Genomic DNA, 21071 nt, shown 5'->3' with positions numbered 1-21071 from the left:
AAGTTGGGAAAAAAAACGGTAAAACTATTCTTAGCAGCAATTTTGTTCATAGGAATTTTTCAACTAACAGCAGTAGCAGATGTCAGTGCAAAAAGTATCGGTGACTTACAGAAAGAGAAAAGCCAGGTGAATCAGAAGCACAAAGAAGTTAAAAGTGATCTGGATGAAGCGAAAGATCGCTTGAATGAAATTAAACAAAAACAGAAAAATACACAAAGTGAAATCAATAAACTGGATGAAAAAGCATCGAATACACAGAGCCAGATTGATAAAAAAATTAAAGAGCTAGAAAAGAAAGAAAGCCAAATTAATACGAAACAAAGTGAAATCGATGAATTAAATGCAGAAATCAATACACTAGAAACAAAAATTAAAGAACTCCAAGATGAAATTAAACAGTTGAAAGAAGAAATCAAACAACTCAAAGAAGAAATTAAAGAACAAGAAGCGAGTATTGAGAAGCGTGAAGATTTATTGAAAAATCGTTTACGTAGTCTGCAAAAAAATGGAGGAGACATCCAATACTTAGAAGTGATTTTAGGATCGAAAAACTTTGGTGATTTTATTAACCGGACCGTCGCTGTCAATAAAATCATGGAACAAGACAATCAAATTCTAGAAACACATATCCAAGAGAAAATAGACTTGGAGAACAATAAACAACAAGTCGAAGAAAATAAAACAAAAGTCGAAGAAAATAAAGTACAAGTTGAAAAAGATAAAGAGACTGTAACGGCACAACGCGATCAAGTCGCTTCTGAAAAGAAACAGTTAGAATCTCAAAAAGCTTCTTTAGCTGCTGAGAAATCCAAACTGGACAACCTGTTTGTGAAGTTGGAAGACCAACTTGGCATGAAAGATACACAAATGGCGAAGTTAGAAAAGCAAGAAGAAGAAGCACATAATCACCAAATGAGCTTGTCTGAAAAAGAAGAAAACCTTCGAAGCCAGAAATCTGCTTTTGACAAACTCATCGCGCAACAAAAAGAAGAAGAACGAAAAAGAAAAGAGAAACAGAATAACTCAAACTCAAGCTCAAATAATTCAAGTTCAAACAATTCAGGTTCATCCAACAACGATTCAGGAAGTCCTGAAATTGAACAAACGACTTCTTCCAGTGGTTTCATCAAACCTGCAGCAGGTTATATTTCTTCTGGATTCGGTCACAGAAGTTGTAGTGGATGTTCTTCATACCACCCAGGTGTAGATATCGCACAAGGTGGAACGGTGCCAGTCAAAGCCGCTGCTTCAGGAATTGTAAGTCGTTCTTATTTCTCCAGCAGTTACGGAAATGTCGTGTTTGTTTCTCATATCATTAAAGGACAGAAGTATACGACTGTTTATGCACATATGAGAAATCGAGCGGTCTCTACTGGTCAAACAGTAAGCCAAGGACAATACTTAGGAAACATGGGGAACACAGGACAATCATTCGGTCAGCATTTACACTTCGAAATTCACCGAGGCGGATGGAATTACTCTAAGAGTAATGCAGTAAATCCAGCAAGTTTCGGAATCAGATAAGTTTTTCTCATTTACGGATGAGATGACCTATAGTACGATAAAAGCATTACACAGTTTGTGTGATGCTTTTATCTATTTTTATAGACGTTGCGAAATGAAGCCTCGTCTTCGAATCATATATCGGTGTTAAAATCGATACATAGTGAAATTGGACAAACTTTCTTGTTTTGAGGTGACCAAATGAATATCAGTAAAAAGTTGTTTATAAGCATGATCTTGATCGCTCTGCTCATCGGTGGCGTCGCAACGGGGTTGACGATGCAAGCGATGGATACAACAGCTAGTGACCAGGAAACACAGGAAGAAACAGATGGAAAAGTAGAGACTGATTCAAAGAATGATCAGGACGAAGAATCGAAGTCTGAAAAAGCGGAAACACCGGCCGAATTTCAATCACTGGACCGGGCGATTGATCTGATTCAAGCTAATTTCGTCAACAAAGTGGAACGCCAAGAGCTCGTGAACGGGGCCATCGAAGGGATGGTCAGTAAATTGGATGATCCTTATAGTGAATACTTGGATGCCGAGATGACGAAGCAGTTTAATCAATCGTTGGAGTCGAGCTTTGAAGGTATAGGTGCTGAAGTTACCAAACGTAATGAGCATATTACCATCATTGCGCCATTGAAAGGCTCCCCTGCTGAAGAGGCAGGCATCCGGCCGAACGACCGAGTGATTGAGGTGGATGGTGAATCGGTTGAGGACTACACGGTTTATGAAGCGACTTCGCTCATTCGTGGTGAAAAAGGAACAGATGTCGTCCTCACAATCGATCGTCCAGGCAACGAAGAAACGATTGAAATTACGATCACGAGAGATACCATCCCGCTTACGACCGTTTATTCTGATGTGATGGAACAGGATGGCAAGAAAGTCGGGGTTCTGGAAATCCGTTCATTCGGTGAAGGAACGGCAAAAGAGTTTAACGACCAATTATTAAAATTAGAAGATGAAGAAAATATTGAAGGACTTGTCATTGATGTCCGCGGAAATCCAGGAGGTCTTTTCGATTCAGTCGAAAGTATTTTAGCCAACTTCCTCGGTCCGGATGATCCGTTCGTCATGACAGAAAGACGTGGCGAGAAAGGTGAAGCCTATTATACGAATGGTCAAGGCAGAAAAGATTATCCGATTGCTGTATTGATCAATGAAGGCAGTGCATCTGCGTCTGAAATTTTAGCGGCAGCCTTTAAAGAAGTCGTCGAGTCAGACATCATTGGTGAAACGACGTTCGGAAAAGGTACTGTACAGCAAGCGATGGAGTTAGGCGATGGCATGTTGAAAATTACGGTCATGAACTGGCTCAGTCCGCATGGAAATCAGATCAATGAAGTCGGTGTCGAACCTACCATCGAAGTGAAACAGCCAGATTATTTCTACACGACGCTCATTCAAACGGAAGAACCGTTGAAGTACAATATGAATAACGCTGAAGTGGAGAAAGCTCAAATTATGCTAAAAGGTTTAGGTTACGAAATGGACCGGACAGATGGATATTTCGACAAGCAAACAACAGATGCAGTTGAAACCTTCCAGCAAGAGCATGATTTGAAAGTAACTGGTGAAATCAATGAAAAGACTGAAGAAAAACTAGAAACTTTAATCTTGGAAGCAGTTGAAAAAACAGAAAACGACCTTCAGTTAAAACGTGCTTTAGAAGAAATTACAGGTAGTTAAATAATAAACGAAAAAGATGGCTTTGGTAGTGACCCCTTAAAGTTAGAGTTTTATTATGCAGCTGTTTGGCTGGTTTGAGTTCGGTATTGTACTGGACTTAAACCAGCCAACTTTATTTTTATTCGTTCGTTATTGTAGTAAAAAACCAAAGAAGCCATAAGACTTCTAACCGTAAGTACTGAGGGTCTAGCCTAATCAATAACTGGCGATTACGCCGAGAATCCCCCACTTTCAACCACAAGGTTGTAAAGTGATGGGAAGTTTAATGTGTTTCGCCTAAGCTAAAAATCGCCACACCGAGATTTTAAAAAATACCTTTAAGTTAGAATTAATTAAATACTTTTGAATAATAATGAATAATAGATGTAAATTTTGTTAAAAGGGGGGGGGAGAATAAAAAATGAAAAAAAACATCATCATTTTAATCGGAATTTTTTTGTTGTGGGATTAGGTTCAACCTTTTTATTTAATCAAACAATAATAAGTAGCACTAATGAAGAGGTGAAAGATTCAGAACTAATCCCTTCAAGTGATGAGACCAATAAAGAAATTAGCCGAATTTTACAGAAGATTAAAGCAGAATTACAACCCAACTATAATATTGCAGTGATAAAAACCAAATATCCGTCAAATACAATAGTAGTAGAAGTGAAAGGTTCTCAAAAGTATTTAACATCGGTTGAAAAAGATATAGAGAATTCAGTGAAAAAGTTAATTGAAGGTACAATTCTTAACGAACATTTAATTTCTGTTACTAAGTATGTTTCTTCTTTCAAAGAGAGGGAGAGATTGAACGAAATTCATAGTGAATTATTAGCCATAACGGAAACTTTATTAAAAGAACTTCAGGTTTTTGATGAAGTAATCGATATAAAATCACAATATCAAAAGTCTATTACAATAGAAACAAAAATTAAGGGAACCGATCAATATGTTCAATCAAAAATGAAAGAAATTGAAAAAGAGGTTAAGGAACTGTTAAATACTCAGAAGTTTAATTCTATCTCTAAGATTCAAGGTTACGATGTATCTGTGAAAAATGTGGATAATTAAGATAAATAAAAAAACGACTATGTCATTTCCGTAGTCGATTTAATCACATTAGTCATCAATCATTAATCATAAAATTTAATATTAACGGTATCGTCTATACTCACTCCAATATAGAATTTCACTGTGCTACCAGCTGGAATACTACTAAATTCAACAGTACCGTTGCCATCAGAATATGCCACTGGTTTTGAAGAATGATAATTACCGTTAACATACATTGTTGCACTGAAACTATTAAAATTTGTTCCATAACTTGTAACATCTAATGTAAAATTACCGCCATCTGTTGCAACATAACTATCAGTGAAAGTTTCATGTACATATACAAAAGTTAAAGTTTCTTCGCCTTTATAATCCCACTCTATATAATTCAGTTGAAATCCTTCAAAAAGTTTTATATTGGAATGATTTTTGTATTTAGCTAGGATCCATAATTACATGTTGTAATATACTGATACCTAAAATTCAGTAAGCATTTTTTTCAAGACTAACCGCACCAAGAATCTATCGAAACATGAATCATAGTTTGGTCGATATGACATAGGGTTAGAGGCATATTTCTTACAACTGAAAGCATATTTCCCAGAGAGTGAATACCTACTACCCCTGAACACGTATTTTCCAAACAGTTCGCATAGCTGACATCAACAATAAGGAAATTTCACCATAAGAGGTTCATAACTCAAGTTTTTGGGGACATATACAGTTGGGAGCTACATAACCTACTAATCTAGAATTTTATTAGCAAAGTTTGCAGGATTCTGCACTAGCTTTGACGAAATGTATATAGTATTAACGAGTTTTTCGATAGCCCTGTTTAGTAATTTCAAATACAATGTATTAAAATTTACAATAGATCTTTAAATAGACGAAGTTGCTTCTTAGAGAGAGTGAGGGATTGAACGTGTGGATGGAATGGCTGGTTGAGATCGGACTAGGAATTTTACGTGTGACATGGCAACCTCTTTTATATGCAGCCATAATCTTTGCGTTTTGGACAGGGTATAAACGAATTGAAAAGGAACGTAAGCAGTTCGGTCACCGGATTTTTGAAATCACAGCAGAATGGAAGAAAACTTGGTTAACAGGCCTGTTATTTGGCTTGCTTCTTTCTATCGGGATTTTATTGACCGGCGGATTGATTAGTTATGAATGGATGCTGTTCGTATCCGCAGTTACACTTCTATTTCTGTTATTTAACCAAACCCGTTTACTGTCGCCGATCTATACAATCGGGATTTCTGCATTGACGATCTGGCTATTGAACTTCTTTGATATAACGATTATTAATCAAGCCATTTCGGATGCGATTTACACCGTCGATTTTGTCTTTGTAAGCTATATCATGCTCGTTCTATTTTTGGCGGAAATTATATTGGTCACAACGACGAAACGCTCACGGACATTCCCTGGGTTAGAAAAAAGTGACCGCGGTAAGTTCGTCGGCTTTCATTCGGCGAAACGACTCATGCTCATTCCATTTTTTGTTCCGATTCAAGGAACAGCATTACAACTGGACCAGTGGCTGCCGTGGTGGCCAATGTTTGAAATGGGTTCCACAACGTTTAGTCTCATGTTATTCCCAGCTATTATTGGTTTCCAGCAGCGTTTCCATAGCACGTTGAGTGATCACGGAGCCAAGCAGCTAGCCAAAAAACTTACGCTGTTGTTCGTCGTACTGTTAGCTCTGGCGGTCGGGCTATATTTTTATCCAGAATGGGTTTATGTATTTCTAGCAGTTGCGATTGTTGGACGCCTATTGATTCAATGGGCTACTTACATGAGCGAGTCAGGAAAACGCTCGATTTATAGTCCACAACCAGACGGAATCCAAATTGTCGGCATCACACCACACTCACCTGCGGATGAAATGGGCTTAGTCATCGGTGAAAAAATTGTCCGAGTCCACGATCACCCAGTGAGTAATGAACATGAGTTTTATGAAATTATGAGTGTCAATCAAACCTATTGTAAGCTGTCTGTGAAAAATTTAGATGGGGAAGTTCGATTCGTACAACGTCCCATCTATCAAAATGAACGTCACGAACTGGGCTTGGTGTTTGTTAAAGAAAAGCCAAAGTTTAGCCTGCAACCGAGTCAAACAGAAGAATTTGATTTAGATGAAGTTGTAACCGCGACGGAAAAGAATCAGCAAAAATATCATCAGTCGGATTCACCTGAAAGTTACACAACGAATAGAAACATGGAAGAAGAACAATTTTCAATCGAGTGGAACGAACAGGATAAGCTTGAATCATCTGACTTAGAGAAGCAACCAAAAATTGAACAATCGCATGATTCGTTCTTAGACTTTTTGGAAAGTGATTCAAGCGAGCAAGATCAACTTGAACCACCGAAACAAGCGTCGCCAGAAAAACTGGACGCTCCGAATCAAAGAGCAAACCGAACTGGACCAAGACATACGGAACAAGAAAAAATTGAAGAACCGAAAAATAGTGAGCATAACATCAATGAAAAAGCTCTCTACGAAGATGAACTGATGTCGTTGATTGAAGAGTTACGCAGCAATGAAGACGACCAAAAGAAGGACTGAATTATCGGGAAAACTGAGACAAAAGAAAAATATTGATGCAAAAGATGACTATTTATATAACAAGTAAAGATAGGAAGCGGAATCAAAATACGTAGACGCCTGCGGGAACAGCACGTGACTCGAGACCCCACAGGCCACGGTTTTCGGCCGAGGAGGCTCGAGCCGTGCCCGCGGTATAGAAGACACTGCGATTTATCGCAGATGTCGCCTTATGCCCTTTGGGTGCAAGCGAAGTATTTTGATGGAGCGCCAACTAAGAAGAAAACCCGAACAATTTTTTACGCCTAAATTGTTCGGTTTTTATTTTTTAAAGAACTTTTATCACAACCTTGTCGTTCTTTTTATGGAAAATCTTAGACATCACATTCTTTGCAAAAGTGAGTAGAAGAAAATATTCTTAAGGTATATAAGGCCAAGTCACTACAATAGAACTTTTGTTCGTGACATGTTAAAATAGATTAGTGAAATTATTTTTGGAGATGATGTGTTTGAGTCAAAAATTTGAGTTGTTTTCTGAGTTCCAGCCAGAGGGAGATCAGCCTCGAGCGATCGAACAATTGGTCAATGGAATCGAAAAGAAACAAAAACATCAAACCTTATTAGGAGCGACAGGAACGGGGAAAACGTTTACTGTCTCGAATGTTGTGAAAGAAATCAATCGTCCAACCCTTGTCATTGCTCACAACAAGACATTGGCTGGACAATTATATAGTGAGTTTAAAGAATTTTTTCCAAATAATGCCGTTGAGTATTTCGTGAGTTATTACGATTACTATCAACCGGAAGCTTATGTGCCGAGCTCTGATACATTTATTGAAAAAGACGCGAGCATCAATGATGAAATTGATAAGCTGCGTCACTCGGCAACATCCTCGTTGTTTGAACGCCAGGATGTGCTGATTGTCGCGAGTGTATCCTGTATCTACGGGTTAGGGAATCCAACGGAATACCGCGATTTAGTACTCTCGCTTCGTGTCGGCATGGAAAAAGAGCGTAATGAAGTGTTACGTGACCTTGTCGATATTCAATATGCAAGAAATGATATCGATTTTCAACGTGGTACGTTCCGGGTCCGTGGAGATTCCTTGGAGATTATACCAGCCTCACGCGAAGAGCATTGTATCCGGATTGAGTTTTTTGGTGATGAAATTGACCGGATCCGTGAAGTGGATGCTTTGACTGGCGAGATTATCGGTGATCGTGATCACGTAGCGATCTTCCCGGCATCCCACTTCGTCACAAGAGATGAAAAAATGCAGATTGCCATTAAAAATATTGAAAAAGAACTGGAAGAGCAGTTGGCGAAATTTGAGGAGCAAGGAAAGCTTCTTGAAGCGCAACGACTTGAGCAACGGACGAATTATGATTTGGAAATGATGCGTGAAATGGGTTTCTGTTCAGGAATCGAAAACTACTCTCGTCATTTAACGTTGCGCGATGAAGGTGCAACGCCATATACATTACTGGATTATTTCCCAGATGATTCATTGATGGTCATCGATGAGTCGCACGTTACGTTGCCGCAAATTCGTGGAATGTATAATGGAGACCGTGCCAGAAAAATGACGCTCGTTGAACATGGCTTCCGTCTTCCTTCAGCATTGGACAACCGTCCGTTGAAATTTGAAGAATGGGAGAAGCATGTGGACCAAGCAATTTATGTTTCAGCCACACCGGGTCCTTATGAGCTTGAGCATACACCGAAAATGGTTGAGCAAATTATCCGTCCGACAGGTTTGTTGGATCCTGAAATTACCGTGAAACCAAGTAAGGGACAGATTGATGACCTGATTGGTGAAATCAATAAACGGATTGAACGAAATGAACGTGTGTTGGTTACGACGTTAACGATTAAAATGTCTGAGGACCTAACGGATTATTTGCAAGAAATGGGCATCAAAGTTGCCTATTTGCACAGTGAAATCAAAACATTGGAGCGGATTCAAATCATTCGCGACTTGCGAATCGGGAAATACGACGTTCTTGTCGGCATTAACTTGTTACGTGAAGGACTCGATATTCCAGAAGTGTCGCTCGTTTCTATTTTGGATGCGGACAAAGAAGGGTTCCTCCGTTCCCAGCGTTCATTGATTCAGACGTCTGGCCGTGCTGCACGGAATGAGAACGGACAAGTACACATGTATGCTGACAAAATGACAGATTCCATGCAGGCCGCGATTGAAGAGACGAACCGACGCCGTGAAAAGCAAATGGCTTATAACGAGAAACACGGCATTACACCGACAACGATCAAAAAGGAAATCCGCGATGTCATTCGCGCCACTTATGATTCAGAAGACGATCAGCAAGCTGAACTGATTTCCGAGTATGCGAATTTATCGAAAGAAGAGAAACAGAAGTTCATCGATCAAATGGAAGAAGAAATGCGACAAGCAGCAAAAGAGTTGGATTTCGAAAAAGCGATGGAACTACGCGATGCATTATTGGAACTGAAAGTGGAAGGATGAGCGTAAATGACAAAAGAAATTACCGTTCAAGGTGCACGTGCGCATAATTTAAAAGATGTAAACGTGCAAATCCCAAAAAATAAATTAGTCGTTATGACAGGGTTATCCGGTTCAGGGAAATCATCTTTAGCGTTCGATACGATTTATGCAGAGGGACAGCGCCGCTATGTGGAGTCCCTCTCCGCTTATGCACGACAGTTTCTCGGTCAAATGGATAAACCGGATGTTGATGCGATTGAAGGACTTTCTCCAGCGATTTCCATCGATCAGAAAACGACGAGCCGTAACCCACGTTCGACGGTTGGAACAGTGACAGAGATTTATGATTATCTTCGTCTGCTTTATGCACGAGTCGGGAAACCGATTTGTCCGCGACATGGCGTGGAAATCAGTGCCCAATCCGTCGAACAAATGGTCAATCAAGTCATGGAACTTGAAGAACGGACGAAAATCCAACTACTTGCTCCCGTTATTTCGGACCGAAAAGGTGAGCATAAAAAAGTATTGGCTAACTTGAAAAAAGAAGGGTACATTCGTCTACGTGTAGACGGAGAAATGCGAGAAATTTCCGAGGAAATTGAACTGGAAAAAAATAAAAAGCACTCGATTGAAGTCGTCATCGACCGGATTGTCGTCAAAGAAGGTGTCGAAAGTCGACTGGCGGACTCGATGGAAACAGCTTTGAAGCTCGGAGAAGGCCAAGTGATCGTTGACTTGATCGACGGTGATGAAATGAAGTTTAATGAAAATTTGGCCTGTCCGATCTGTGGGTTTACCGTCGGGAAACTTGAGCCTAGATTGTTTTCGTTCAACAGTCCATTTGGTGCTTGTAAAACATGTGATGGTCTTGGGTCCAACTTGGAAGTGGATCTAGATTTAGTTGTTCCAGACTGGGATCTGTCATTACAGAAAGGCGCAATCGCTGCTTGGCAACCGGTGTCTTCACAGTATTATCCACAGCTTTTAAAAAGTGTATGTAAACATTTCGGCATTGATATGAAAAAACCAGTCAAAGACTTACCGAAAGAGCATATGGATATTGTTTTGAATGGAAGCGGAGACGAAAAAATTAAGTTCCGTTATAAAAATGAGCAAGGCCAAGTACGTGAGAATCAAATCTTCTTTGAAGGTGTACTCAACAATATTTCTCGTCGTTACCATGAATCGATTTCAAGCTTCACGCGTGAATTGATGGGGAAATATATGGCAGAGCACACATGCCCGACTTGTGATGGTTACCGTCTATCCGAAGAAGTATTGTCCGTCAAAATCAATCATAAGCATATTTCTGAAGTCACTGATTTTTCGGTTACCGATTCATTGAATTGGTTTCAAGAATTATCATTATCCGAGCAAGATCGACAAATCGCCCAAATGATCTTGAAAGAAATTAACAACCGTCTGCACTTTTTGCAAAATGTCGGGTTGAATTATTTAACGCTATCTCGGTCGGCAGGAACTTTATCCGGTGGTGAAGCTCAACGGATTCGTTTAGCAACACAAATCGGTTCAGCACTAACCGGTGTACTGTATGTATTGGATGAACCTTCGATTGGATTGCACCAACGGGATAATGACCGTTTAATCGAGACGCTCAAGCAAATGCGTAACTTGGATAACACGCTCATTGTCGTTGAGCACGATGAAGATACGATGCTTGCAGCCGATTGGTTAGTCGACATCGGACCAGGTGCTGGAGCGCAAGGCGGCGAAATCGTTGCTAGCGGACCGCCAAAAGAAGTCATGGAAGTTGAAGAATCGTTGACAGGTCAATATTTAAGCGGCAAAAAATTCATCCACTTACCTGCAGAGCGAAGAAAAGTGAATAAGAATAAAATGATCAACATTAAAGGTGCACACGAAAACAACTTAAAAAATATTGACGTATCCATTCCACTTAGTGTCATGAATGTTGTCACAGGTGTTTCTGGATCAGGTAAAAGTACACTGATCAACGGTGTTTTACAAAAGGCATTAGCTCAGCAATTGCAACGAGCGAAAACAAAGCCAGGCAAACATGATAAAATTACGGGCTTAAAGCAATTGGAAAAAGTAGTCGACATCGATCAGTCACCAATCGGCCGGACACCCCGTTCAAACCCAGCGACCTACACAGGCGTTTTTGATAATATTCGTGATTTATTTGCGGATACGAGCGAAGCAAAAATTCGCGGCTATCAAAAAGGACGTTTCAGTTTTAACGTAAAAGGCGGACGCTGTGAAGCTTGTAAAGGGGATGGAATCATTAAAATTGAAATGCACTTCCTCCCAGATGTTTATGTCCCATGTGAAGTATGTCACGGAACGCGTTATAACCGTGAAACGTTGGAAGTGAAATACAAAGGGAAAAACATTGCGGAAGTACTTGACCTACGGATTGAGGAAGCACTTGAATTTTTCGAAAACATTCCTAAAATCAAACGGAAGCTACAAACCATTTATGATGTCGGTTTAGGATACGTTCGATTAGGTCAGTCTGCAACGACTCTATCAGGGGGCGAAGCACAGCGCGTCAAGCTTGCCAGTGAGTTGCATCGACGGTCAAACGGTAAAACCTTTTATATTTTGGATGAGCCGACAACAGGTCTTCATTCAGAAGACATCGCTAAACTGCTCAATGTGTTGCAACGATTGGTCGATAATGGAGATACGGTCTTGATCATCGAACACAACTTAGATGTCATTAAAGTTGCCGATTATTTAATCGACTTAGGACCTGAAGGCGGAGACGGTGGCGGTCAAATCGTTGCCACAGGAACGCCGGAAGAAGTAGCCGAAGTAGAGCAGTCACACACAGGTCAATATTTGAAGCCGATATTGGAACGAGATCGAAAACGAATGAAAGAGCTATTGGAACCATCGAATTAAATCTGAACAATAGCAGTTGGAGGAATGGATATGGAATCAATTAATTTGAACAAAGTCCAAGAGTATCTTGACCAATGGACGAACAAACCAGTATATGTACACGTCGAAACAACAAACGGTGCTTATGCCAAGCACTTTGATGCCAACGCATATAATGTAGGGGCCTATGTTCGAAATGCTCAAATCACTTATACACAAGGGAAAATTGTCGAGCAGGAAGGTGCCTACCGTGTCGGCCTCAAACATGAAATCGGTTGGATTTATGCAGAAGGATTAACCGACTTTGAATTCAATGAAAACAATCAATTGCTGATGGCAGGACATGATGCGGACGGTCGCTTGATGGTTGCCATGCAGCTGAGCGAAAAACCATTCAACTATTAAAAATGATGTGCAAAAAGGAGGGGTCTCATGGAAATTGATTACAGTAAACATAAACAAGTCGTCGTGATTTATCCTCACCCGGATGATGAATCATTTGGAACAGCAGGAACAGTCGTGAAATTCAGAGAAGCAGGTGTCCCAGTCACTTACCTTTGTGGAACACTCGGTGAAATGGGCCGGAACATGGGTAGTCCGTTTTTTGCAAACCGCGAGACACTACCTGAAATCCGTAAGCAAGAACTGATTAAAGCATGTAAAGAAATCGACATGGATCTACAAATGCTCGGCTATCGAGATAAAACAATGGAATTTGAGGATGAGCAAAAAGTAGCTGATGACCTTCGTCAGCGAATTGAAGAATTGGATGCTTCTTTAGTCATCACATTTTATCCACCTCATGCCGTACATCCTGATCACAATGCGATGGGACGCGCAGCTTTCCGTGCCATCCGTGATATGGATGCAGAGAAACGGCCAGAGGTATGGGCCAACGCCATCTCAAATGGCCATGAAGAAATCCTAGGGAGCCCTGACATTGTCGTTGATACAAAAACAGTCTTCCAAAAGAAGCTGAATGCATTGAAAGCCCACAAGAGCCAGATCGATGGCATGTTACAAAAAGTTCGCAAAGGAAATGAAGAGCTCAGTGAATTTGACCTCGCCTTGCGTCATTTCCGATATGAAACCTATCATACGGTTAACTTTAATGAATAAGCTGATTTTCTGAGAGACCATTGAAAACGATTTGTTTTTCAATGGCCTCTTTTTTAATTTGTATGGGACTGCTGGATGGGTGCTTTTATCAGTAGTTGCATGAGTTTATCGACAGTTGGCACGAGTTTATCAACAGTTAGCAAGCGTTTATCAGCAGTCAGCGCACGTTTATCAACAGTTAGAGCGCGTTTATCGACAGTCAGCGCTATTTTATCGACAGTTGGCACGAGTTTATCAACAGTTAGAGCGCGTTTATCGACAGTCAGCGTTATTTTATCGACAGTTGGCACGAGTTTATCAACAGTCAGCATGAGTATATCGACAGTCAGCATGAGTATATCGACAGTCAGCGCACGTTTATCGACAGTTAGCAAGCGTTTATCAACAGTCAGCGTGCATTTATCGACAGTCAGCAAGCGTTTATCAGCAGTCAGTATGAGTGTATCGACAGTTGGCCAGCGCTTATCAACAGTTAGAGCGCGTTTATCGACAGTCAGCGTTATTTTATCGACAGTTGGCACGAGTTTATCAACAGTTAGCAAGCGTTTATCAACAGTCAGCGTGCATTTATCGACAGTCAACGCACGTTTATCAGCAGTTAGCGTAAGTTTATCGCCAGTTAGCCAGCATTTATCAACAGTCAGCCTTCGTTTATCACCAGTTAACACGCGTTTTTCATCAGTCACCACATGCTAATCACCAGCTCGGTCGCGAGGATGAGTTTTTTTGCTTGAATTTTCAGACTGTTGCTTGATTCCTTTTGATGTCTAAATCCACTATAATAAACATAAGATGAAGATGATGTATTAATGGAGGAAAATTTATGAGTGAAAAAAGAAAACGTATTTTGAGGCTTTTGGAAGAGGGTCAAATTACGAGCGATGAAGCGGATCGTTTATTGGATGATGTAGATGAAACAGAAGCTGAAAAAGGACGTCAAAAAAATAACAGTGAAGGCTATACACAAGAGAGGTTCAAACAAGATGTCCGTAGCTTTACTGAGGGTGTTAAAAATCTTTTAAACGATACATTTCAACGTGTTAAAGACGGGCCATTTGAATTTAACTTTCAACAAATGGATATTCACCGTAAGTATACGTTTCCAGTTAGCCAAGTGAATCATCTAGACTTCGATTTATTTAATACAACGTTGGAATTTTTGCCGATTGGTTCGAGTGAAATCGTCATTGATTGTAAAGCGAAGGTGTATAAGGAAAATGATCAGCTAAAGGCGGAGGAGTATTTCGACCGCTATACGGAAGTCGGGCTTACAGGGGACACATTACGCTTTGAAACAGAGGATAATAATATACAAACTAAATTAGTAATCTATTTGCCGAAGAAAAAATATGAGAAGGCATCGTTCAAAGCATTTAATGGCTCGATGAAATTTCTATCGACTCATTTTGAGCAAGCAAGCATTTCGACAACCAATGGAAGTATTACGATGGATGAATATACGGGTGATGCATTGTATGTCGAAACAAAGCACGGATCGATTAAGCTTGATGATGTTCAATTCACGAAGGGTAAACTGACAGCAACGACGGGTTCCGTCTATGTCGACGGTTCGATGGAAGATTTGGATATTTATGTGGTAACCGGTAGTGTTCGAAACTATCTTCGGAACAAGCAAGCAAAATCTTTGTATGTTGAAACGATGACTGGATCCATCCAAATCTATCTGCCGGAAGACATACCGATGATCGGCTCAGCGAATACGTCGATTGGTAATATTGACGTCCAACTGAAGGACGTCATGAAAATGAACATGGATGAACAGCTGATGAAAAAACAGGCTCAATTCTATAATACCGATCAAGAAAAAGAATATTTGGACATTGACCTATCAACAAAAACAGGTAATATTAAGGTAAATCCTATTATCGAAAAATAAGAAAACGTTTAAAGTAAGGAGTTTTTTGATGCTGCGAAAATGGATTATTTCAATTATCCTCAATGCTGTTGCGATTATTGCTGTGGCAGAGCTCTTCGATGCCGTGAAAATTGAGCATTTCGGTTATGCCTTAATAGCTGCGTTCATTTTATCGATTTTAAATGTGATTGTGAAACCGATTATTTTGATTTTTACATTGCCAATCACGATTTTTACGCTTGGCCTGTTTCTATTTGTCATTAACGCGATTACCTTGATGCTTGCCCAGTGGATGATGGGTGATACGTTCATCATTGACGGATTTGGTTGGGCGATTCTCGCTGCACTAATCATTTCCTTGTTAAATACGTTACTGGAAAGATTAGTGAAAGATATAGCGAAGTAAAATATAGACCAATGATAAAAACGCTCTAACACAACTGTTGGAGCGTTTTCGCTTTGTTTTGTTATGACGAATCTTTTTCTTTTTCTTCACGATCTTCAGGGTCGACGGAAAGTGATTGTTCGTCTTCATTGCTTTCACTGTTATCTTCGCTGGCGTCATGGTGGAAGAAACCTCGGTCGGTTCCTGTATCATCTTCGTCCGTTTCCGAATCATTCTGTTCTTGTCCCTCTTTCGGATCGGGTGTATTGTCGGCAGTTTCTTCTTGTTCGTTCTTTTCTTCTGCTTTGTGGTCAAGATTAATTTGTCCTTTTGAATGACTGGATGGCTGCGTCGAATCCTCACTTTGTTCCATCATTTCTTCTTCGCTTGAGAGTTCGTTTTTAGTGTCTAATTGAATATCCTTTCCGATTGTATGACTTTCAAAGTGTGCTCCTTTCCGTGTGACTTCCATGCCACCTTCATCCTTAAGTTCTCCTCGGTCAAGGAAAGCTTGCTGGACATCTTCTGAAAACTCACCATTTACATGAATGGCTTGGTCTTTGACACGTCTGTATTCTTCTGTCGTTGAATGAGTTTGTCGATAATCAGTAATGTCTTGGTCGTCTTCTTTTTTCTCATTGTAAATCCAAGTGCGGCGAATGATCTTTAAAATTGGGCGGACGGTAAGTGAAAGACTTCCGACTAAATAAGCGCTATTACTGATGACTGAAGGTCCACCGAATATATTAATCAAGCTTCCGAACACAAAGAAAAAACCGACAGCAATATCGCCAAATAGCTGTATGGAGGCGTATTTTTCAGTGAAATATATTTTAAAATGTCCATTTTTGATTTCTAAGTCATATTTATTTCGTTGTTGATCTTCTTTCGTTTTGATTTTAGGAACGAACCTTTTCATCATGTTCCCTCCTTCTTCAATTGTCTCTTATGTCATCATAGATATTATTTACCCGGATTCCTTCGCTTTACACACTTTCTTAATGATTGTTTTGTTTAAAATCATGAAAAATCTATCATGAGTTATGCGATTATTCCTAAGAAATGGTATGATGATGAGTGATGAATGTTTGGAGGAATCATAGATGATCAAGGTGCAGACCAGAGATTTATTGGAACAGTTTCATTTAGAGCTAATTGGCGGAAAAGACGGTTTACATAGAGAAATTGTAACGAGTGATATCTCCCGTCCAGGGATGGAAATGGCTGGTTATTTTAAATATTACCCGAAAGAGCGTCTCCAATTAATGGGGCGTACGGAGTTATCCTTTTTGATCGATCTTCCGAATAATGAAATGCGGCAGTTGATGGATAATCTTTGTACGGATGTCACACCAGGGATCGTCATTACGCGTGGTCAGGACGTACCTCAAGGATTGATTGATGTAGCAGATGAAGCAGGTGTACCGTTAATGCGTTCGCTTCATAAAACAACGCGGGTCATCAGTCGCTTGACAAACTACTTGGAAACAAGGTTCGCACCGACAACGGCTGTCCATGGTGTATTAGTGGATGTGTACGGTGTAGGTGTCTTGATTACCGGAAAAAGCGGGATCGGTAAAAGTGAGACCGCATTGGAGCTTGTCAAAAGAGGGCATCGATTAGTCGCTGATGATAATGTGGAGATTCGCCAGGAAGACTATGATACACTCATTGGGAATCCACCGAATTTAATTGAATATTTATTGGAAATTCGAGGCTTGGGAATCATCAACGTCATGACTTTATTCGGTGCAGGGGCAGTCCGTAATTATAAACGGATTTCACTTGTTGTTCATTTGGAAACATGGGAAGAAAACAAGCAATATGACCGCCTCGGCCTTGATGAGGATCGGATGAAAATTATGGACGTGGATTTACCGAAAGCAATTATTCCGGTTCGCCCAGGGAGAAACTTATCCGTCATTATTGAAGTGGCCGCGATGAACTTCCGCTTGAAACGAATGGGCGTCAATACGGCAGAGGAATTTTCCGAACGGCTAAACTCGGTTTTTGATGATGTAGATAGTACCGAGATTGAATAGGAACAAGTCTTATTTACAAGTAGTCTGCTGAAATAGAATTCGTATTAAGTTGTCTAGTTAAGGAAAGACAGGAGAGATTCGATGTATTGTACACAAGAGCCATATGATCGAGTGTTTATCGAAATTGGTTCGTTACCGATTTATTGGTATGGCTTTCTGATCATGATGGGGGCGTTAATTGCTTTAGTTGTTGCCACCCAAGAAGGAAAGCGTCTCGGTCTACATAAAGATTTTTTCGTTGATCTATTGATTTTTGCCGTACCCGCAGCCATCGTCGGTGCACGACTTTATTACGTTGTTTTTGAATGGGAACGTTACAATTCACTGATGGATATTATCGATATTCGTGAAGGTGGCCTGGCGATTCACGGGGCGTTATTGTTTTCTGTAATAACTGCGTATTTTTATGCAAAAGTAAAAGAAGTGTCCTTTTGGAAAATTGCCGATATTGCTGCTCCGAGCTTATTGATTGGGCAAATTCTTGGTCGCTGGGGTAACTTCATGAACCAAGAAGCGTATGGTGGGCCGATATCTGAGCAAGCCTATCAAAATTTCCACCAATATTTACCGAATTGGATTATGAACCAAATGTGTGTTGATGGAACATACATGCATCCGACTTTTTTATATGAGTCGATGTGGAATGTGCTCGTTTTGGTTTTGTTATTGATTTTACGATATAAAGTGAACCCAAGACGTGGCGTTATTTTCTTAAACTATTTAATTTGGTACTCTGTCGGCCGATTCTTTATCGAAGGCATGCGTACGGATAGTTTATATATCGATTTATTCGTTGTTGAATTGCGTACGGCTCAGTTGGTATCCATTCTATTGATTGCAGGCTCGCTCATTGTCATGTTCTATCGTAAGCAAAAAGGTTATGCAGATGAATTGTATGATGGTACGCCTGTCGGTGGTTACAAGAAGGGAAGTCCGTCGAAAAACAAAAAAGCGAACCAGCAGAAAAACGTGAAAAAGAAGAACCAAAAAGGTAAGAAGAAATAACGACTCAGCATCAAGCGGAAAAGGAGTATGTCAATTGACTGGAACGTTGCAAAAAGGTCTGTTTAGCGGGCTGAATCTAACGTGGACATTGGGGAAAGTCATTTTTCCAATTACATTGATCGTGACGATTTTGCAGTTCACACCGGTAATGCCAATGGTGATTGAGTGGCTGGAGCCGTTCATGAAATTCATTGGCTTATCCGGCGAAGCTGCCGTCCCATTGGTGTTGGGAAATTTCTTGAATCTGTATGCAGGCATTGCTGCGATTGTCAGCTTTGAGTTTACGGTGAAAGAAGTTTTCATCATGGCGATTATGCTTTCGTTTTGCCATAACTTATTCATTGAATCAGCAGTCGCTTCAAAAGTCGGCATTAAATTTTGGGTGATCTTACTCGTTCGTGTCGGCTTGGCGTTGGTTGCTGCATTCCTAGTTAATTTGTTGTGGAAGGGCGGAAGTGAAGCGGCTCAATATGGGATGATCAGTTCTCAAGCTGAACCGGAGGGCTGGACAGCGATTGTCTTAAATGCCGTACAAACAGCAACGTTGGCGATTTTACAATTGGCATTGATAGTCATACCGCTGATGATCGTTATGCAATGGTTACGCGATCGTCATTGGATGGATTGGATGTCGCGGAAACTCGCGCCATTCACAAAAGTGATCGGCGTTGAGCGAAATGCTTCGATGACGTTGGTAGCAGGGCTCACGATTGGGCTTGCTTACGGGGCAGGTGTGATGATCCAAGCGGTGAAAGAAGATCATGTTTCCAAAAAAGATATGTACCTCGTGATGATTTTTCTCGTGACATGTCACGCAGTTGTTGAGGATACACTCATCTTCATCCCGCTCGGCATACCAGTATGGCCATTACTGCTTATCCGGTTCGTTACAGCGCTCATCTTGACGATTACGGTTGCGGTAATATGGAAACGAGTTGAAAAAGACAAAACACTACGGAGAAAGGAACCGATTCAAACATGAAAATAGAAACGATTTTATTTGATTTAGATGGAACGTTGCTTGATACAAACGACTTGATCATGGGGTCTTTTCAGCATACGATTAAGCAATATGCAGACAGAGAATATACAGAGGATGAAATCCAAGCGTTTATTGGACCGCCTCTTCGCGATTCATTAATGAAAATTCGACCAGACCAAGTAGATGAAATGATGGACACCTACCGTTCGCATAACTTGGAAAACCATGACCGTTTAGTGAAAGCTTTTGATGGTGTTTTTGAAACGGTTAAAAACCTTCATGAAAAAGGCATCAAGATGGCGATCGTTACGAGTAAGCTACGGGATACAGCCATCAAAGGAATGGTGTTGACAGGGATTGATCAATTCTTCGATGTCATCATCGGCTTGGATGATGTCGACAATGCCAAACCTCATCCGGAAGCATTGGTCGAAGCGATGGACCAATTGAAAGCAGATCCAATGACGACGATGATGGTCGGTGACAATTCACACGACCTCGAAGCGGCTCACAATGCAGGCGTTTTGGCTACAGGTGTCGCTTGGTCGGCCAAAGGCACGGAATTTTTACAAACATTCGATCCACATTACATGCTTGAGCACATTTCTGATTTAGAAAAAATCGTTCAAGGAAAATAAGAAACGTAAAATGGAGAGGTGGGTAGCCATGCGGAAAACAACACGATATCCCGTAAAGGGCGCGAACTCGCTATGGCATATTTATCAAACGGTATCGTTTTTTAAAGTCGCGAAAAATTTTATCTTTATCCAAATAGGGCGCTACACCCCCTCTCTTCGTTTAAAACGTTGGTTATACCGAACGTTTTTGCGGATGAAGATCGATCGTGAAACGTCTCTTGCTTTGATGGTCATGCCTGACTTGATGTTTCCTGAAAAAATAACAATCGGTCGAAATACAATCATCGGCTATAACACGACGATTTTAGCTCATGAATACTTAATTGATGAATACCGATTAGGGGATGTCATCATCGGTGATGAAGTGATGATTGGAGCGAACTGCACGATTTTGCCCGGTGTGACGATTGGTGATGGAGCAATCGTTTCAGCGGCTACACTGGTGCATGAAGATGTTCCTGCCGGAGCGTTCGTCGGTGGTAATCCAATGAAATTGATTTACACGAAAGAAGAAATGGAAAATAGAAAATGATGGTGAGGAGTTCCCCGCGTTTTAGTGGGGGACTCTTTTTGATTTTGGAATGCTCTATACCCTCGAACGGCCGCAGAAAGTTGCTGGAGAGTCTTATAGAGAGGCTCTATACCCCCGAGCGGGCGAAAAAAGTTGTAGGAAAGTCTTATAGAGAGGCTCTATACTCTCGAACGGGCGGGAAAAGTTGTAGGAAAGTCTTATAGGGGGTCTCTATACCCCTGAATGGGCGGAAAAAGTTGCTGGAAAGTCTTATAGAAGGTCTCTATACCCTCGAACGGCCGCAGAAAGTTGCTGAATCGGTTACACTTGGTTGGACAGATTTTATAAGGTCAATTAAACTTAATCTAATAAATATGAGGAGAATTAATA

The 21071-nt window shown here is 40.6% G+C and carries 17 protein-coding genes and 1 pseudogene; 15 read left to right on the top strand and 3 right to left on the bottom strand.

Annotation, left to right across the window (positions count from 1 at the left end; all coding sequences use genetic code 11):
* Window positions 1–3: 3 nt before the first annotated feature.
* Window positions 4–1524, top strand: coding sequence for a murein hydrolase activator EnvC family protein (locus tag KQ486_RS10545; RefSeq protein WP_216687599.1), 1521 nt, complete (start codon window positions 4–6; stop codon window positions 1522–1524).
* A 180-nt stretch (window positions 1525–1704) separates the two neighbouring features.
* Window positions 1705–3201 (top strand): S41 family peptidase, encoded by a 1497-nt coding sequence (locus KQ486_RS10540; protein WP_216687598.1) that lies wholly within the window; start codon window positions 1705–1707, stop codon window positions 3199–3201.
* A gap of 53 nt (window positions 3202–3254) precedes the next feature.
* Here KQ486_RS10540 and KQ486_RS10535 read toward each other — a convergent pair.
* A pseudogene (locus KQ486_RS10535) lies at window positions 3255–3347 on the bottom strand (IS3 family transposase); the annotation flags it as partial.
* 226 nt (window positions 3348–3573) lie between these two features.
* On the opposite strand from KQ486_RS10535, the gene KQ486_RS10530 reads away from it, so the two are divergent.
* The 6 genes from KQ486_RS10530 to bshB2 all read left to right on the top strand — a co-directional run bounded on the left by KQ486_RS10530 (window position 3574) and on the right by bshB2 (window position 13242).
* The gene (locus KQ486_RS10530) at window positions 3574–4254 is read left to right on the top strand and encodes a hypothetical protein (RefSeq protein WP_216687597.1); all 681 of its coding nucleotides are present in this window, start codon (window positions 3574–3576) and stop codon (window positions 4252–4254) included.
* A gap of 904 nt (window positions 4255–5158) precedes the next feature.
* Window positions 5159–6808 carry a hypothetical protein gene (locus KQ486_RS10525; RefSeq protein WP_216687596.1) on the top strand — a complete coding sequence of 550 codons (1650 nt, stop codon included), beginning with the start codon at window positions 5159–5161 and terminating at the stop codon, window positions 6806–6808.
* A 488-nt stretch (window positions 6809–7296) separates the two neighbouring features.
* Window positions 7297–9276 carry an excinuclease ABC subunit UvrB gene (uvrB, locus tag KQ486_RS10520; RefSeq protein WP_216687595.1) on the top strand — a complete coding sequence of 660 codons (1980 nt, stop codon included), beginning with the start codon at window positions 7297–7299 and terminating at the stop codon, window positions 9274–9276.
* A gap of 6 nt (window positions 9277–9282) precedes the next feature.
* Entirely contained in the window at window positions 9283–12144 is a 2862-nt protein-coding gene (uvrA, locus tag KQ486_RS10515; RefSeq protein WP_216687594.1) for an excinuclease ABC subunit UvrA, read from the top strand.
* A 30-nt stretch (window positions 12145–12174) separates the two neighbouring features.
* Complete coding sequence (locus KQ486_RS10510) at window positions 12175–12528, top strand: YojF family protein (RefSeq protein WP_144163512.1); 354 nt, start codon at window positions 12175–12177, stop codon at window positions 12526–12528.
* A gap of 27 nt (window positions 12529–12555) precedes the next feature.
* Window positions 12556–13242 (top strand): bacillithiol biosynthesis deacetylase BshB2, encoded by a 687-nt coding sequence (bshB2, locus tag KQ486_RS10505; protein WP_144163511.1) that lies wholly within the window; start codon window positions 12556–12558, stop codon window positions 13240–13242.
* A 53-nt stretch (window positions 13243–13295) separates the two neighbouring features.
* Here the strand turns inward: bshB2 and KQ486_RS10500 are convergent, their stop codons facing one another.
* Complete coding sequence (locus KQ486_RS10500; RefSeq protein WP_216687593.1) at window positions 13296–13928, bottom strand: hypothetical protein; 633 nt, start codon at window positions 13926–13928, stop codon at window positions 13296–13298.
* A 137-nt stretch (window positions 13929–14065) separates the two neighbouring features.
* Between KQ486_RS10500 and KQ486_RS10495 the strand changes: the two genes are divergently transcribed.
* Both KQ486_RS10495 and KQ486_RS10490 read left to right on the top strand, forming a co-directional pair.
* Window positions 14066–15139, top strand: coding sequence for a DUF4097 family beta strand repeat-containing protein (locus KQ486_RS10495; RefSeq protein WP_144163509.1), 1074 nt, complete (start codon window positions 14066–14068; stop codon window positions 15137–15139).
* A gap of 28 nt (window positions 15140–15167) precedes the next feature.
* A complete protein-coding gene (locus KQ486_RS10490; RefSeq protein WP_144163508.1) occupies window positions 15168–15524 on the top strand; it encodes a phage holin family protein in 357 nt (118 codons plus the stop codon).
* A 61-nt stretch (window positions 15525–15585) separates the two neighbouring features.
* On the opposite strand, the gene KQ486_RS10485 is transcribed toward KQ486_RS10490, so the two are convergent.
* Window positions 15586–16422 carry a YrhK family protein gene (locus KQ486_RS10485; RefSeq protein WP_216687592.1) on the bottom strand — a complete coding sequence of 279 codons (837 nt, stop codon included), beginning with the start codon at window positions 16420–16422 and terminating at the stop codon, window positions 15586–15588.
* A 184-nt stretch (window positions 16423–16606) separates the two neighbouring features.
* Between KQ486_RS10485 and hprK the strand changes: the two genes are divergently transcribed.
* The 5 genes from hprK (at window position 16607) to KQ486_RS10460 (ending at window position 20702) form a co-directional block, all read left to right on the top strand.
* Window positions 16607–17545, top strand: a complete 939-nt coding sequence (gene hprK / locus KQ486_RS10480; RefSeq protein ID WP_144163506.1) for an HPr(Ser) kinase/phosphatase — start codon at window positions 16607–16609, stop codon at window positions 17543–17545.
* Window positions 17546–17626: 81 nt separating this feature from the next.
* Window positions 17627–18550, top strand: a complete 924-nt coding sequence (lgt, locus tag KQ486_RS10475; RefSeq protein ID WP_144163505.1) for a prolipoprotein diacylglyceryl transferase — start codon at window positions 17627–17629, stop codon at window positions 18548–18550.
* Between the two features lie 34 nt (window positions 18551–18584).
* Window positions 18585–19532 (top strand): nucleoside recognition domain-containing protein, encoded by a 948-nt coding sequence (locus KQ486_RS10470; RefSeq protein ID WP_144163504.1) that lies wholly within the window; start codon window positions 18585–18587, stop codon window positions 19530–19532.
* Window positions 19529–20170, top strand: coding sequence for a pyrophosphatase PpaX (gene ppaX / locus KQ486_RS10465; RefSeq protein ID WP_216687591.1), 642 nt, complete (start codon window positions 19529–19531; stop codon window positions 20168–20170). The genes KQ486_RS10470 and ppaX overlap by 4 nt, the downstream gene beginning before the upstream one ends.
* 28 nt (window positions 20171–20198) lie before the next feature.
* On the top strand, window positions 20199–20702 hold the full coding sequence (locus KQ486_RS10460; protein WP_216687590.1) for an acyltransferase: 504 nt from the start codon (window positions 20199–20201) through the stop codon (window positions 20700–20702).
* Window positions 20703–21071 lie beyond the last annotated feature (369 nt).

It is taken from the genome of Allobacillus halotolerans (genome assembly GCF_018967645.1).
Taxonomy (GTDB): domain Bacteria; phylum Bacillota; class Bacilli; order Bacillales; family Alkalibacillaceae; genus Allobacillus; species Allobacillus halotolerans.
The sequence above is the reverse complement of the archived record's forward strand: the minus strand, read 5'-3'. Positions and strand labels throughout refer to the sequence as shown.